General features: G+C 70.7%; 13 protein-coding genes, 1 tRNA gene and 2 pseudogenes. 9 read left to right on the top strand and 7 right to left on the bottom strand.

Annotated features, from left to right (window positions below):
* Positions 1–64 precede the first annotated feature (64 nt).
* On the top strand, positions 65–538 hold the full coding sequence (locus ACFWJO_RS15875) for a hypothetical protein (protein WP_386865394.1): 474 nt from the start codon (positions 65–67) through the stop codon (positions 536–538).
* A gap of 347 nt (positions 539–885) precedes the next feature.
* Here ACFWJO_RS15875 and ACFWJO_RS15870 read toward each other — a convergent pair whose 3' ends face one another.
* The gene (locus tag ACFWJO_RS15870; protein ID WP_386865392.1) at positions 886–1476 is read right to left on the bottom strand and encodes a hypothetical protein; all 591 of its coding nucleotides are present in this window, start codon (positions 1474–1476) and stop codon (positions 886–888) included.
* Between the two features lie 723 nt (positions 1477–2199).
* On the opposite strand from ACFWJO_RS15870, the gene ACFWJO_RS15865 reads away from it, so the two are divergent.
* Both ACFWJO_RS15865 and ACFWJO_RS15860 read left to right on the top strand, forming a co-directional pair.
* The gene (locus ACFWJO_RS15865) at positions 2200–2391 is read left to right on the top strand and encodes a hypothetical protein (protein ID WP_386865390.1); all 192 of its coding nucleotides are present in this window, start codon (positions 2200–2202) and stop codon (positions 2389–2391) included.
* An 800-nt stretch (positions 2392–3191) separates the two neighbouring features.
* Positions 3192–3368 carry a hypothetical protein gene (locus ACFWJO_RS15860; protein WP_386865388.1) on the top strand — a complete coding sequence of 59 codons (177 nt, stop codon included), beginning with the start codon at positions 3192–3194 and terminating at the stop codon, positions 3366–3368.
* 65 nt (positions 3369–3433) lie between these two features.
* Here the strand turns inward: ACFWJO_RS15860 and ACFWJO_RS15855 are convergent.
* Positions 3434–3565, bottom strand: a pseudogene (locus tag ACFWJO_RS15855) (GntR family transcriptional regulator); the annotation flags it as partial.
* Between the two features lie 48 nt (positions 3566–3613).
* Here ACFWJO_RS15855 and ACFWJO_RS15850 point away from each other — a divergent pair.
* The 3 genes and pseudogenes from ACFWJO_RS15850 to ACFWJO_RS15840 all read left to right on the top strand — a co-directional run.
* On the top strand, positions 3614–4825 hold the full coding sequence (locus ACFWJO_RS15850) for a Shedu anti-phage system protein SduA domain-containing protein (protein ID WP_386865387.1): 1212 nt from the start codon (positions 3614–3616) through the stop codon (positions 4823–4825).
* Positions 4822–5145: a hypothetical protein gene (locus tag ACFWJO_RS15845; RefSeq protein ID WP_386865385.1), complete on the top strand. Its 324-nt coding sequence runs from the start codon at positions 4822–4824 to the stop codon at positions 5143–5145. Before ACFWJO_RS15850 ends, ACFWJO_RS15845 begins: the two co-directional genes overlap by 4 nt.
* Positions 5146–5683: 538 nt before the next feature.
* A pseudogene (locus tag ACFWJO_RS15840) lies at positions 5684–5919 on the top strand (tyrosine-type recombinase/integrase); the annotation flags it as partial.
* A 72-nt stretch (positions 5920–5991) separates the two neighbouring features.
* On the opposite strand, the gene ACFWJO_RS15835 reads toward ACFWJO_RS15840, so the two are convergent.
* Positions 5992–6066: transfer RNA gene (locus ACFWJO_RS15835), tRNA-Val, on the bottom strand.
* A gap of 200 nt (positions 6067–6266) precedes the next feature.
* Between ACFWJO_RS15835 and ACFWJO_RS15830 the strand changes: the two genes are divergently transcribed.
* Together ACFWJO_RS15830 and ACFWJO_RS15825 are read left to right on the top strand one after the other, a co-directional pair.
* Positions 6267–7589, top strand: coding sequence for a hypothetical protein (locus ACFWJO_RS15830; protein WP_386865524.1), 1323 nt, complete (start codon positions 6267–6269; stop codon positions 7587–7589).
* 23 nt (positions 7590–7612) lie between these two features.
* Positions 7613–7828, top strand: a complete 216-nt coding sequence (locus ACFWJO_RS15825) for a zinc ribbon domain-containing protein (RefSeq protein WP_386865383.1) — start codon at positions 7613–7615, stop codon at positions 7826–7828.
* Between the two features lie 166 nt (positions 7829–7994).
* Here ACFWJO_RS15825 and ACFWJO_RS15820 read toward each other — a convergent pair whose 3' ends face one another.
* Positions 7995–8651, bottom strand: a complete 657-nt coding sequence (locus ACFWJO_RS15820) for a LuxR C-terminal-related transcriptional regulator (RefSeq protein WP_386865381.1) — start codon at positions 8649–8651, stop codon at positions 7995–7997.
* Positions 8642–9856: a sensor histidine kinase gene (locus ACFWJO_RS15815; protein WP_386865379.1), complete on the bottom strand. Its 1215-nt coding sequence runs from the start codon at positions 9854–9856 to the stop codon at positions 8642–8644. The genes ACFWJO_RS15820 and ACFWJO_RS15815 overlap by 10 nt, the downstream gene beginning before the upstream one ends.
* Before the next feature lie 181 nt (positions 9857–10037).
* On the opposite strand from ACFWJO_RS15815, the gene ACFWJO_RS15810 reads away from it, so the two are divergent.
* On the top strand, positions 10038–10670 hold the full coding sequence (locus tag ACFWJO_RS15810; protein WP_386865377.1) for a DedA family protein: 633 nt from the start codon (positions 10038–10040) through the stop codon (positions 10668–10670).
* Here the strand turns inward: ACFWJO_RS15810 and ACFWJO_RS15805 are convergent.
* Together ACFWJO_RS15805 and ACFWJO_RS15800 are read right to left on the bottom strand one after the other, a co-directional pair.
* Positions 10627–11586 (bottom strand): HAD family hydrolase, encoded by a 960-nt coding sequence (locus tag ACFWJO_RS15805; RefSeq protein ID WP_386865375.1) that lies wholly within the window; start codon positions 11584–11586, stop codon positions 10627–10629. The genes ACFWJO_RS15810 and ACFWJO_RS15805 overlap by 44 nt on opposite strands.
* Complete coding sequence (locus tag ACFWJO_RS15800) at positions 11583–14072, bottom strand: phosphoribosyltransferase (RefSeq protein ID WP_386865373.1); 2490 nt, start codon at positions 14070–14072, stop codon at positions 11583–11585. The genes ACFWJO_RS15805 and ACFWJO_RS15800 overlap by 4 nt, the downstream gene beginning before the upstream one ends.
* Positions 14073–14094: the final 22 nt, after the last annotated feature.

Here is a 14094-nt window from a genome sequence, read left to right as displayed (position 1 = left end):
GGCCGACCTGATCCCCGCCAGCCTGGTACGAGCGCATGACCGGGCCCGCAGCGCGCACGAAGGGGTGCAGACCCAGACTCTGGAGGCGTACGGACACGGCCTGTACGCCGCCCAGTACGAGGAACTGGAAGTCAGCCTCTCCTCGCTCCCGGGTGCGGGCCCGGTGCGCTTACAGGGCCGCACGTTCATGGTCCTCGGCAACCACATGATCTACCCGTTCCGCTACGCCAAGAAGGACGTCCCCGTCACTGCGGCACGACTACGACGCGCCACCGGCCTGCGTGCCGATCTGATACGTCGGCATGGCCCCGAGCCCATGCAGCAGGCCTTCGACCTGGGCCTCGACGAACCCGACGAGCCAGACCCGCACCCCGATCTCGCCTTGCTGTCGCAGGACGTGAAGCTGGTCCTCGTCGCCTACGCCTGCTCCATGACACAGGGCGTGATGCGCATCGAATGGGGCTCTGCCGAGCTGCGCCGCGAGGACCGCTACCTCATCTGGCACCACCATGAGCCACTTCGCCTGCCGGCGCGGTAAGAGGCAGCCGTCCCGACCGCCCTCGCAGCCGACCTGTCACTGCTAGTCGCCGTCGGTCACCCCGAGAAGGAGATGCCGAAGGCCCCTCGGCTGGAGGCTTCGTCCCGGTCGGCACGGACGGTTTCGAACCGCCGACATCTGCTTTGTAAGCCTGGCACCCGCAGCTGACCCGTCATCGCAGCTCACACCCTCTATGCGCTACGACGGCCGACACAAGCCGTGGACGCCGTAGCGGTCCTCCAGTGACCGTGGTTGACCGTTCGATCTGGCACGCTTCTAGCACGTCCGCTCAGATCTTCCTGACCACCTGTCGGGCAGTCCCCTTTATGAAAGCGCGAGGCTACGCCTTACTCGGAGCGGGCGAGACTGGCCCGGAAGAACGTCAACAATGGGGGTGGCATCACGGCGGGGGATTCGAGCAGCTCCCACTGGCAGCCGGGCACCTTGTCGTCGAGATCACGGAGCGCCTGCCGCACCAGCAACAGGCCTACGGACGTCGATGCTTGGTCCGTCGGTGACCAGTAGCGATTACTCACATCTATGGTCATCAGCAGCATCCCCGGCGCGAGGGTTCGGCCCATCACCCATTCGTAGGCCGCGTCATCCAACAAGTCGGCCTCAATCTCAGCCTCGACCCGTGCGTACAGGTCCAAAGCCCAGTCTCTGGTCGCCCGGCTCGCCTGCCAGGCGTCCCGCAGATCGTCCAGGTCCGCTGTATCCACCAGACGCAGCAGGGTATCGAGAACGGGGCGGTCGGGGAGCGTGCTCATACCGCCATCAGGGAGAAACACCTCCTGAGCGAGATCCGGGACGTCCTGGATTGTGTATTCAGCCATTGACGCCCATGGGTTGTACCACCCCGCAGGCTGCATGGCCCGCAGCACATCACCGATTCCCTGCGGCGTGATCGCGGCACCCCCGCGCAGCACCGTGGTCACTGCAACAGCCGTAACCTCCCCGTCTGACAGATTCGGAGGCTCTGGGTTCCGGTCCAGTTCGGCCAGCTCCGGTGGAGGCCACACAACGCCTCGGTTACGCATGCACCTGATGATCCCCTCATCGATCCGGCGGGCCCGAGCGGGAACCAGCCGGACCCGCTGCCCGGAGGCAACCACCTCGTCGGCGACCCGCTCCGCCCACTCCTCCTCGTCCTCCCGGGCTCTCGGACCCCCCTCCCCGAGATTGGTACTTAGTCCCCGGACGGCTTGCCTGAAGGCTCCCCGCACGGCATCCTCCGGCACCGGATGCCCCTCGCCGAACAAGGCCAGTGCCAGGTGAAACGGCCGAGCACCACGCCGGGCCAACCGGGCGAGCGCCACGACCAAGCCGAATGCCTCGGCAACCGGAACCGATGCACTCCCGCGTCCTCGGCCCAGCGCCCGCACTGTGTGCCCTGGCAACAAGCCCGCCCGCCGCCAGGACGCGAGCTGCTTCACCGACACCGCATAGCCATGCCGACGCGCATGGTCGATGAGCTGCTGATCAGCGGATACCGGACCACCCGTAGAAGACATGGCGCGAACCTACCCACTCTCACCACAAGAGGACGTGGCTTTGGGAAACATAGAGACCTCCCACCTTCACCAAGGGCAGGTGTGCCGCACCTGGTGCTCTTGAGGAACCGCCGGCCCATACGGCCCGGCAACGAACCAGGAGAACCCATGCTGATCACCTCTACCAGTCTCCTCCCGACGACCGTCCCGCTCCCCGGGGTACTGTTCACGGCCCTGTTCATCTGGATCACCGTGTACGTCGTCATCGTCGGCATCGCCCTGCTCCACCCCCGCCGCTCCCGCCGGAAGGAAGCCCGCAGGATCCTGGACTGCCACCTCCTCGTACCCTGGGCCCTGTGACCTTCCCGCAGAAGTGACTAGTCTCGATCTTTCACGAGGGTCCACCGACAGAGTCGGTGGACCCTCGTGCTTTCCGGAGCTGATGCTGGGCAGGCCGGCGGAGTCATGGCTCCATGCGGAGGCATGGGCCCTGCTACGCCCAGAGGCGATCAGCCGAGCAGCCCGAATCGCTCGCGCGCTCGATCGTCCGACTTACCCTCCTCCAGGTCGCTGAGTGCTGCTGCGTACCCGGCCAAGGCAGCCTCCTGCGTCGTGCGCGGCGCGATAGTGATCACCGCTGACGCCCTCGCCGAGATGGCGGACTAGGTCGCGAATGTCGTTCTTCGGGTCATCAGCCACGACGAGCCGTCTGCCCTTCAGTCGGAGCCAACAACCGCGCTGCGGGCCCATAGGCGAGGCACCAGCTGGTCTGACTGCATCTATACCTGCATTAGGAGTTCGGTGGGGGGCGCTGGGCGGGGAAGGGGCGCTGCCGACGCCTGCTGCGGCTGGCCGGGCGCGACTGTGGCATCCACCATCATTGATGCCAGCCGTGGTTGTCAGACGGTCCTGACATCCTGCGCCCGTGAGAATGACATGGGCCGACTTCTGGGCACTGATAGCCCCCTGAACGGTGAAGTAAATGAAGAAAGCTGCCATCGCCTTGCCGAGGAGCTGAGCCGTCGCCCCGTCGCCGACATCGTTGGTTTTGCCGAGCGGCACGCTGAGGCGCTCTACCGCCTGGACCAGGAGAAGTTCGGCACCCTGCCCGTGGTCGACCTTACGGACGGTTTGGCAGCCCGTTCCTGCAGTCGTCCGACGTGTTCCTGTATGCGCGCTGCGCTGTGGTGGCCGCGGGGCAGGCTGTGTGGGAGAGCGTCTTCTTCGACGCCGACAAGTTCGCGCCGTACACCTCAAGCGAGTGCGCGGTGAATGGCTGCTGTACATGCCGGACAAGGCGTACGAGCTGGCCACCGGCAAGGGGTGGGACCGCTTGACCCGGTACTGCTTCGAAAGCCACTCCAACAGGGATGGCTGGCCAAACCTGCGGGACTGAGTCCAGCTACCTCTTGATCGGGATCTCGTAGACGATCTCGCAGTGGGCGACGGGCACGATGACGTCGGCAGTCTCTACGGGCCGCCCCTGGTCGCTGTAGTAGGTCCGCCGGATGTGAATGACGAGGGCGGTCTTCTTGCGACTGCCGCCAAGCGGGGTGTCAGCGGCCGGCCCTAGGGTGCCCACGTGACCACATTTCGATCCGGCTTCACGCTCTGGCAGATGGTCCGGACGGCACGCGAGCTCACTGCGGATGAGCGCGTCCGGGAGCGCGTCGACGCGGTGCTGCACATCATGGGCGGCCTTGGTGGGACGTACGGCAAGGGCCGGTCCCTGGTGGATGCCTTGGAGGATGTGGCCCGAGAGGCGATCCTTCACGGGGACTTCGCGCTTGCTCAGCGCTTTCAGCGCTTCGCGGCCTATGCCAGGGGCGACCTATTTCTTGAAATCCTGGAGAACTACTACGACGACGAAGCCCGGCAGCGTAGCGAGGAACACATGCGGAGGATGACTGCCATGGGTGCGGACAGGGCGGTCGCCGCCCTGGACGTTCTGTGCCGCGACCGACCAAATGCGACCGCAGCAGACGCTCGTGACCTCTTCCGCGGCATTGCCCAGTCCGCCGACTACCTGAGCCTTGGGGACGGCGAAGGCGGGATCCGGCTTTCAACCCGGGAGGTGAGGCGACTTCAACAGTACGGGCACATGGAGATAATCCTCCGCAACCTGCCTCGGCCCGCCTCCGCCGAGTCTGCACGGATGATGAACGACGTCCTAGCCGATGTCGACGCTGGCATGGTGGCACAGTTGCTCGAACTGAGGGCCAGACAGGCCGGCCTGGCGGACCTACGTACCGTGGTGGAGGACCCGGACAGTTCTGAGAGCGACCTCCATGCCTGTCTGAAGAACCAGGAATGGATCTTCGGCGGGGCTTACGTGGCCGAGCTAGCACGTCGTCAGTACACCCCGGAAACCATCCTCGACATCCCGCTCCTGCGAGGCGACGGCTCTCTGCACGTGGTGGAGCTCAAGCGCGCCAACATCAAGGACTTGGTCATACGGCGCTCCGGTCACCTCATGCTGGGTGCCGCGGCGCATCGCGCGGTCTCCCAAGCGCAGAACTACCTCCGGGCCATGGACGAGAACCGTCCGAGCATCCTGGCCGAGCACGGGGTCGACACTCGCCGGGCCTCAGCGACCGTCGTGATCGGACACCCGCAGTACGTGACTGGGGACGTGTCCTCTCGGGACATCGCGGAGACGCTGCGCACCTACAACACGCACCAAACACGCATAGAAGTGATCACTTACGAGGCCTTGCTGAATTCAGCCTCCCGCATGCTTGCCCTGTCATCGGCACGACAGGACGCTGACCCGGACGGGGAGCCCGCCGCATGACCGACGCGCCGACCGCGATCGAACCGCTCCTGGCCCGCCTGTGCGGTGGTGAGATCACCGACAAGGACTACGTCGGATACTTCATGAATGAGTACGGAGAGCAACTCGTTTTCGCCCAGCGCCGAGGTCAGAAGACCGCCCGGCTCTGGCACGGCGACGCAGACTGGGAGATGTTTCTTGTCGATGACCGCTCGATTCGGCTCGACGGCCCGATGGACGGGGTGATCACTGTCGCCGGCCTGATCATCAACCGCGAGGAAGCGACATGGTTGTCCTCCTGTCTTGCCGCCTCCCGCCACCTGCGGCAGGGGCACGCGTAACCACCTCCTCTTGCCCAACGGCCATCGACGCGACGGCAGCATTTACTGGAGCATCACAGAAACCCTCCTGCGGTTGATCGCGCTGCTATGGTGCGAGAGACCCCAGACCTTTGACCTGGGGTCTCTCGTAGAGCAGGTGACAATAATTGGACTCGCGCACTTAGCTTGGGAAGCTGAGGTCTGGTTGCCGCGGGTGCGACACGACCTCTTCGTCCCGAAGCAACTTGGAAGCGATCTCCGCCTTGGGTCGGTGGTACTTCGCCGCTGCATTGCTGGCCGCTAGGACGACGGTCAGGAAGGCACCCGCGTCCGCATAGGCACGGACAATCTGGCCCACGTCGGTGAGATGTGAACCCCATTCCAGATCCAACGGCGGGAGACCTCATGCCCGAGAGCACCCAGGCCCCGCGTATTTCCGCGACTGCGACGGCTTCGCCACCCCGACCATCACCACCGGCCTCCAGGCCGCCGACGGCACCCGCGACACCATCGCCGTCCACTGCCGCACCTGCCGGGGCCTCGCCACACCGTCCCCGCCGCCCTCACCCGCGTCGCGAAGAACCCCGGTCTCCGCGTCGTCCGGCTGCACGACGCCCGCCACGGAACGCCGACCCTGCTGACCGCCGCCAGCGTTCCGCCCAGGGTCGTGATGGAGATCCTCGGGCACAGCCAGATCGCCGTGACCTGAACGTCTACACGCACGTCGTCCAGGACAGGCAGCGCGAGGCCGTGAGTCACGTGGACCGGCTGCTCAGGAGCCGTCCCCGGTCGTGATCGAACGTCCCCGTTGATGTCAGATGTGGATGTCAAAGGCCCCCAGCCATGATCGGCTGGGGGCCTTTTTCCTGGTGGGCGCGGACGGTTTCGAACCGCCGACATCTGCTTTGTAAGAGCAGCGCTCTACCCCTGAGCTACGCACCCGTGGAAGGAAGCAACAGCGTACATGGCCGACGGGTGGGGACCGCAAACCGATAGGGCGGGGGGGGCGGGGCGGTGAACCGGTGGAGGCGTGTCTTCGTCTGTAGCGGGTGGGAGAATGGACCGACCGGGCAGGCGGCGGAGACAGCACGGGGAGAGGGATCGTGGCGGCGAGCGACGGCAGGGGCAGGGCGACGTCCGGGATCACCAGCACGCTCCGGGTCTTCCTCGCGCTCCCGCTCCTGGTCGCCGCGCTGCTGCCGCAGGCCTTCGCCGGCGGCGGGGGTGGCGGGCGGCGGTGGTTCGGCGGGCGGGACGAGAGCCGGCGGGCGGAGGCGCAGGCGGCCAAGGACGCCGCCGCGGCCGCCTTCTACGAGCTCGACACCGCCCAGCGCGGGCTGAAGATCTCCATCGAGACGATCACGGCCGTGGACGACTCCGCGGACGCCCGCCGCGCCGTCGAGGGGTTCGCCGCGCTCGGGCGGCGCATCGACGAGGTCAGCCACGCCTACATCACCGCCGTCGACGCCCACGACCTGGATCGCGTCGAGCTCGACGCCGCCACCGCCGGCCGGGCCCGCACCGACCTCGAGCGGGCCAAGGCCGAGCTCGTACGGGTCAAGGAGGAGCTGGACCGGTTCGAGCAGGGGCTCGCGCCGCTGCTCGGCCGGGCCGAGACCCAGCTCGCCCGGCTCGCGCCCGCCGTCGAGCGGGCCCGACAGGCGCTCCGCGCCGCGAGCACCGCCCTCGACGCCACCCGCGACGCCGGCTTCCGCGCCGACGACCTCGCCGGCCGGCTCGCCGCGCTCGGCCCCGAGCTGACCAGGCTCAACGAAGGGGCCGGGCGTCACGGCGTGAGCGAGACGCTGCAGCGCGCCGACACGGTGCTCCGCGAAGCCGAGGGCGTGCGGACCGAGGCCGAGCGCCTCCCCGAGCGGGCCGCCGAGATCGACAAGCGGCTCGTCTCCCTGCGGACCCGCGCACAGGCCCTCGCCACCCGCGCCGCCGGCGTCGAGCCGGTCCTCTCCGAACTCCGGCGGCGCTTCGCCGCCGCCTGCTGGCAGGACCTCCGGCACGTGCCCGAGCAGGCCGACACCGCCGCCCGCCAGGCCGAGGAACGGCTCGCCGAGGCCGCCAAGGCCCGCGCCGAGCAGCGCTGGCCCGACGCCACCGCCCTCCTCTCCACCGTCCGCGCCCTCCTCAACACCGCCGACGAGGGCGTCGCCGCAGCCGGAGACCGGCTGCGCCGCCTCAACGCCGTCGCCAAGGACCCCCAGGCCGAGATCGACCGCACCCGCTTCACCGTGCGGGACGCCCAGCGGCTCGCGATGGCCGGGCGGAACACGCCCGAGCCCCGCCACGCACAGCCCCTCGACGAGGCCGTCGCCCGGCTCGACCGGGCCGTCGGCTCGCTCGACAGCGGCCGGCACCCCGACTACTGGGCCTTCCTCACCGAGCTCGAGGCCATCCGCGCGACCGCCGGCCAGGTCGTCGAGCGGATCCGCGAGGAGCGCGGCAGGCCGTGAGCGGCACGCCGTAACCTGGGGCCATGCCTCGTTACGAGTACCGCTGCCGCACCTGCGGAGACACCTTCGAGCTCAGCCGTCCGATGGCCGAGTCCTCCGCCCCCGCCGCCTGCCCCGCCGGGCACGACGACACCGTCAAGCTGCTCTCCGCCGTCGCCGTGGGCGGGACCAAGGCCGCCCCCGCCGCCCCCGCCGCTTCTGGTGGCGGCGGGTGCTGCGGTGGCGGCTGCTGCGGTTGAGACGGCTGAGACGGCTGAGGCTGAGCCGCCTGCGGGGGCGGTGCGGCTGAGCGCCGACTGCGGGCGGTGCCGCCGAGGCTGCTGCCGCTGGCGCTGCTGCTTGCGCTGCGGTTGAGGCTGCCCCCTCCCTGTGGCTGCTGCCGCTGACGCTGTGCCGGAGACGCCCCTAGCTGTCCAGGTATCTCAGGACCGCCAGGACCCTCTTGCTGTAGCCCTCGCTCCTCCCCGTCAGCTCCAGCTTGTCGAAGATCGCGTTGATGTGTTTCTCCACCGCGCTCTGCGACACGTGCAGCCGCGCCGCCACCGACGCGTTCGTGTGGCCCTGTGCCATCGCCGCCAGGACCTCGCCCTCCCTCGGCGTCAGCCGCGCCAGCGGGTCGGTGTGGGAGGAGCGGGCCAGGAGGCGGCGCACGACCTCCGGGTCGAAGGCCGTGCGGCCCTGGCCCACCCGGTCCAGTGCGTCCAGGAAGTCGTCGACCTGCGCCACCCGGTCCTTCAGCAGGTAGCCGACCCCGCCGCCGGTCCCGTCCGTCAGGGTCAGCAGCTCGGTCGCGTACCGCTTCTCCACGTACTGCGAGAGCACCAGCACGCCCACCGCCGGGAGGCGTTCCCGGATCTCCAGGGCCGCCCGCAGGCCCTCGTCGGTGTGGGTCGGCGGCATGCGGACGTCGGCGACGACCACGTCGGGCGGGTCCGCCCGCACCGCCGCGAGGAGTTCGACGGCCGTCCCGACCGCGGCCCGCACCTCGTGCCCCTCCTCGGCGAGGAGCCGTACGAGCCCCTCGCGCAGCAGCGTCGAGTCCTCCGCCAGCATCAGGCGCACGGCAGCACCGCCGCGATCTCCGTCGGTCCGCCCGCCGGGCTGTCGACCGTGAAGCGTCCGTCGAGCGCCGTCACGCGGCTCGCCAGCCCCGCCAGTCCGCTGCCGCCGCCTCCGGAGCCTCCTCGGCCGCTCCCCCGGGCCTGCCCACCGTCCGCGCCGCCCGGCCCGTCGTCCCGTACCCGTACGTCCAACACCCCGTCCTCCCACTTCACCTGTACGTCCACGGCGCTCGCGCTCCCGCCCGCGTGCTTCACCACGTTCGTCACCGCCTCCGAGACGACGAAGTACGCAGCGGTCTCCACCGCCTTCGGCAGCGGCGGCGACAACGGCTCCGGTACGTCGTAGGCCAGCCGCACCGGCAGCGGGCTGCGTTCCGCGACCGCTTCGAGGGCCGGGCGCAGGCCGGCCTGGTCCAGTATCGCGGGGTGCACCCGCCAGGCCACCTCGCGGAGTTCGGCGAGCGCCCGGTGGGTCTCCTCGTGCGCCTGCCGCAGCAGTTCGGCCGCCCGCTCCGGGTCCTGTCCGCGGCGGGCCCGGCCGATCAGCATGCCGAGGGCGACGAGCCGTTGCTGGACGCCGTCGTGGAGGTCGCGTTCGATGCGGCGGCGTTCGTCGTGGACGACGTCCATGATCTCGGCGCGGCTCGCGGCGAGTTCGGCGATCCTGGCTTCGAGCGCGTCGGCCTGGCTGGGCCCGAGCATCCGCAGCGCCAGGTCTCCCTCCGTACGGACGACCTGGCGCAGTCCCTGGACGGAGAGGAAGAACAGGAGCAGTCCGCCGAGGCCGCCGAGGACCACCATGACCGGCTGGTCGAGGTCGACGAACAGCCAGCCGAGGAGCGCGAAACCGAGGTACGCGAGGCCGGTCGCCGCGCAGCCGAGAACCACTCCGCCGAGCACCCCGACCGGCCAGCGCGCGGCCAGGTACGGCAGGTTGCGCGGCTGTCCGTACGGCGGAACGCGCACGCCGAGCAGTCGGTCGAGCCGCCACCGCTCCACGCGTACGATCCGGTCGGCGGCCCGCGCCGCCACCCGCCGGCCGCCCGGCCGTACCGCGAGCGGCAGGAGGAGGATGAGGACGAGTCCGGAGACCGCCTCTAGGAGCGCGAAGACGGCGCCGAGGGCGAGCGCGAGCGCCGTGCGGGCCGTATGAGCCGCACCGGCCGTGCGGGCCGCATGGGCCGCTCGCGTTGTACTACGCGCCACCCCCGTCGCACCACGAGCCGCTCCCATCGCACGACGGGCCGTTCTCGGCGCGCGGCCGACTGAGTTCTTCATGATCGTCCACGCTAGCGCGCACCGCCGTCCCGGACCCTGCGGAAAACCGCACGGATCCCTGCGGCCCGCTGCAGTCCGCCACGACCTGCGCGTTTCTAGCGTCGAAGGCATGGAGACCTGGATCAACGACCTGATGGACACCCTCGGCGCGCCCGGTGCGGGCCTCGCCGTCGCCCTGGAAAACCTCTTCCCGCCCATCCCCAGCGAGGTGATCCTGCCGCTCGCCGGCTTCGCCGCCTCCTCGGGGCGGATGAACCTGATCGCCGCGCTGCTCTGGACGACCGCGGGTTCGGTGATCGGCGCGCTCGCGCTGTACGGCGTGGGCGCGCTGTTCGGCCGGGAGCGGGTGATCGCGATCGCCGCCCGGCTGCCCCTCGTCAAGGTCGCGGACATCGAGCGGACGGAGGCCTGGTTCGCCCGGCACGGCACCAAGGCGGTGCTGTTCGGGCGGATGGTTCCGATCTTCCGCAGCCTGATCTCGGTGCCGGCCGGCGTCGAGCGGATGCGGCTGCCGGTGTTCCTCGCGCTCACCGCCCTCGGCAGCGCGGTGTGGAACACCGCCTTCGTCCTAGCCGGTTACGTGCTCGGCGAGAACTGGGAGCAGGTCACCGCATACGTCTCGGTCTACTCGAAGGCGGTGCTGGTCACGGCGTTCGCGGCCGCCCTGGGCTTCGTCGTCGTACGGGTCGTACGGGCGGTCAGGCCGGGTCCGGGAGCGCGTCGGGCGCGGGCGCGCCGCTGAGCGACGGCGACGGCGACGGCGACGGCGACGGCGACGGCGACGGCGACGGCGAGGCGTGCCCTCGCGCCGCCGCGCGGAACCTGCGGACGATCTCCTCGCCCGCCGCCACTCCCCGGTCGGGCAGCGCCGTCACGTGGGGCGCCGTCCAGCCGGAGTCGGCGAGTTCGCCGTGGCCCGGCCGCCAGGCCAGGTCGGCGGCGAGCAGCAGGTCGGCGTCGAGGAGCGAGTCGCCGGCCGCCAGCGTGAGGGTGGCGCCGGTGCGGCGGGCGACCTCGCGCATGGCCGCGCTCTTCGTGAGCGGCTTCGGCACCGCGTAGACCTTGCGGCCCTGCAGCGAGACGGTCCAGCCGCGCTCGCCCGCCCACTCGGTGAAGCGGTCGAGCCAGTCCTGCGGCAGTCGTTCCCGCTCGACGACGAGGTAGGCGAACAGGTCCTCGGCGACGCGGTGCTTGCGCACCCAGGAGAGGTCGGTGGTGGCGGTGAGGTACGCGCGGATCTCGGCGAGCGGCGCGCACGCGTCGCCGACCCTGCGGAGCACCCCGGCGTGCCAGTCCGGGTCGGAGACGCCGTCGACGAGGATGTGGCCGCCGTTGGCGCAGATCGCGAACGTCGGTGCCGGTGCGGGTGCCGTGCCCCCGGCGCCGCCGAGCAGCCGGATGCGCTGGTACTGCTTGCGGGTGCGGGTGGTGGTCGGCACGAAGACCGTCTCGGCGGCGAGCGCGCGCAGTTCGTCGGCGGCGCGCTCGGTCACGTAGGAGAGCGGCTTGGCCTCGTGGACCTCCACGCACAGCAGCCGGGGCGCCTGCGGGTCGGGCATGCCGAGGGCGAGGGCGCCGCTGGAGTAGATGAGGGTGCGGTCGAGGTCGCTGGCGACGAGGACGGTCGCGGCGGTGGCGGACGCGGACGGGGTCTTCACTGGGACACCACCGCCTTGCCGTCGGCGCCGGTCGCCCCGCGCGTGTACTGGGGGTGGATCAGGCCCACGCAGCTGTACGGGAGTTCGTCGACCTCCTCGACCGGTACGCCGCGCTGTTCGGCGAGCAGCCGTACGTGCGCGAGGTCGGCGGCGCCCGCGCTCCGCTTGGCCAGGATCTTCCAGGGCACGCGGCGCAGGAGCACCCGGGTGGTCTCGCCGACGCCCGGCTTGACCAGGTTGACGTCGTGGATGCCGTACTCCTCGCTGATCCGCTCGACGGCCGCCCAGCCCTCCCAGGTGGGGGTCCGGTCGGCGGCGAGGAGTTCCTTGACGTCGGCGTCGACGGTGGCGGCGACCTCGTCGAAGCGGGCGGCGACGGCGTCGAGGAACGCGCCGGAGACGTCGGCGCCGGCGAGCTCGCGGTAGAACTTGGCGCCGTGGAAGTCGTGCGGTCCGACCAGGTCGGAGCGCAGGACGGTGCGCGATATCAGGCCGGAGACCGTGGAGTTGAGGCACGCGGAGGGGATGAGGAAGTCCTCGCGGGTGCCGTACGTGCGGACGCAGGAGCCGGGGTCGGCGAGGACCGCGATCTCCGGCGAGAAGCCGGGGAAGTCGTGGAGGGCGTCGGCGAGTTCGCGGGTGATGGCGCCCTTGCCGGTCCAGCCGTCGACGAACACCACGTCGGCCGGGTCGTGGTGCTCGGCGAGCCAGCGCAGGGCGTTGGCGTCGATGCCCCGGCCGCGCACGATGGAGACGGCGTAGTGGGGCAGGTCGAGGCCGTGGCGGGCCTGCGCCCAGCGGCGCATCAGGACGCCGACGGGCGTGCCGGCGCGGGCCAGCGAGACGAGGACCGGGCGCGGGGAACGCTCGGCGAGCACGGTCTCGGTGACGGTGCCGACGGCGCGGGCGACGCGGTCGGCGGAGGCGTCCAGGGCTGCGTGGAACAGTTCCTGGTAGCGCGCGCTCGGCTGGTACTCGACGGGCAGCGACTCGGCGTAGTGCGCGCCGCCGCTCTGGATGGCCTCCTCGCGTTCCTCGGTCGGGGCCTCCAGCCGTACGTCCGAGAGGTCCTGGAGCAGCCAGCCGACCTCCTCCGGAGCGTACGAGGAGAAGGCGGGGCCGCGGAGGGGCTCGGGCAGCATGGAGCTCCTTTCGGGAGCTTCGAGGACATCGGGAGCTTCGAGGACATCGGGAGCTTCGAGGGCGTCGGGAGCTTCGAGGACGTCGGGAGCTTGCGTCGTCCCCGGCGTGTAGGACGGGACCACCGCCAGCACGACGTGAGGGACGTGCGCGGCGAGCTGGGCCAGGAGGCCGTCCGGTGCGTGGAGCTCCGGGGTGTCGGCGACGGAGTCGACGACGGCGACGACCGCGTCGAAGCCGCCGCCCGCGACGTTGTAGGCGTAGCGCTCGCCGGGCCCGTCGGCGGGCTCGTCGTGCGCGGGGAACACCAGCCGGGTCCGTATCGCGTAGCCCGGGTCGTCGACGGCGAGGACGGGCGAGCGGGTGGTGGTCGAGTAGCGCACGTCGCTCCCGGCCCGCTCGAGCGCGAGCGCGAGCCGCAGCGGCGCGTACATGAGTTCCTCGAAGCCGAGGACGAGCACGCGCCGGGCTCCGCCGAGGGCGCCGGTCAGCCGCTCGGTCATGGCGGGCAGCGCGTCGTTCAGCGCCGCCGCGTGGGCGGTGGTGAAGCCGTGCCGGCCGCCGTCGGGTACGGCGGCGGGCCAGCCGAGCTCGACGCGTACGGGTGCGTTCCCCGGTGTCCGCTGCGACGGGACCGTGGGGTGGGCGCTCTGGTGGGCGGTGACGAGCGCCTGGCCCTTCGCCAGGACCTCGTCGGGCAGCCGTACGGTGCCGGTCGCACCGGCCACCATGTCGATGCGGGCGCCGATCTCCCGGGCGAAGGCGTCGAGGCGGTCCCGGTCGGCCGCCGAGCGCATGTCGACCAGGGCGACGATCACGTACCGCTCGCGGGGGTGCCGCCCGTGCAGGTCGCGGATGGTGTTGAGGACCGTGTTCCCGGTGGAGAACTCGTCGTCGACGAGGACCAGCGGGCCGTCGCCCGCGAGCAGCTTCGGGTCCTCGGGGAGGAGCAGGTGGGAGGTGGCGTGGGAGTGGGACTCCTCGAAGCCGCCGGCGGTGGCGACTCCGGCGACCGGACGGCGGGTGGAGTGGAGGTACGGGGCGAGGGCGAGGCCGTCGGCGACGCTGTGGCCGAGGCCCGTCGCGGTCTCGGCGTAGCCGACGACGACGGCCCGGGCGGCCTCCTCGTCGCCGAGCAGTCGCCGTACCCGTACGCCGAGGTCGTGTCCCGCCGCGTACACGACGCCCGGCCGCTGCGGCACGTGCTTGCCCAGCACGTTGGACACCAGCAGGTGGGCCCGCTTGGGGTTGCGGCGCAGTGCGAGGCCGAGCAGGTCGGGCAGCGCCTCGTCGCCGATCAGTTCGACGCCCAGTCGCTCCGCGACCCAGGTTCCGGTCCACACCACGTCGTTGTCGTCCCTTCGTCGG

The sequence above is a fragment of the Streptomyces sp. NPDC127092 genome (assembly GCF_042722475.1).
GTDB lineage: Bacteria > Actinomycetota > Actinomycetes > Streptomycetales > Streptomycetaceae > Streptomyces.
Note: the sequence above shows the minus strand (reverse complement) of the source record. Positions and strands in the feature narration are given on the sequence as shown.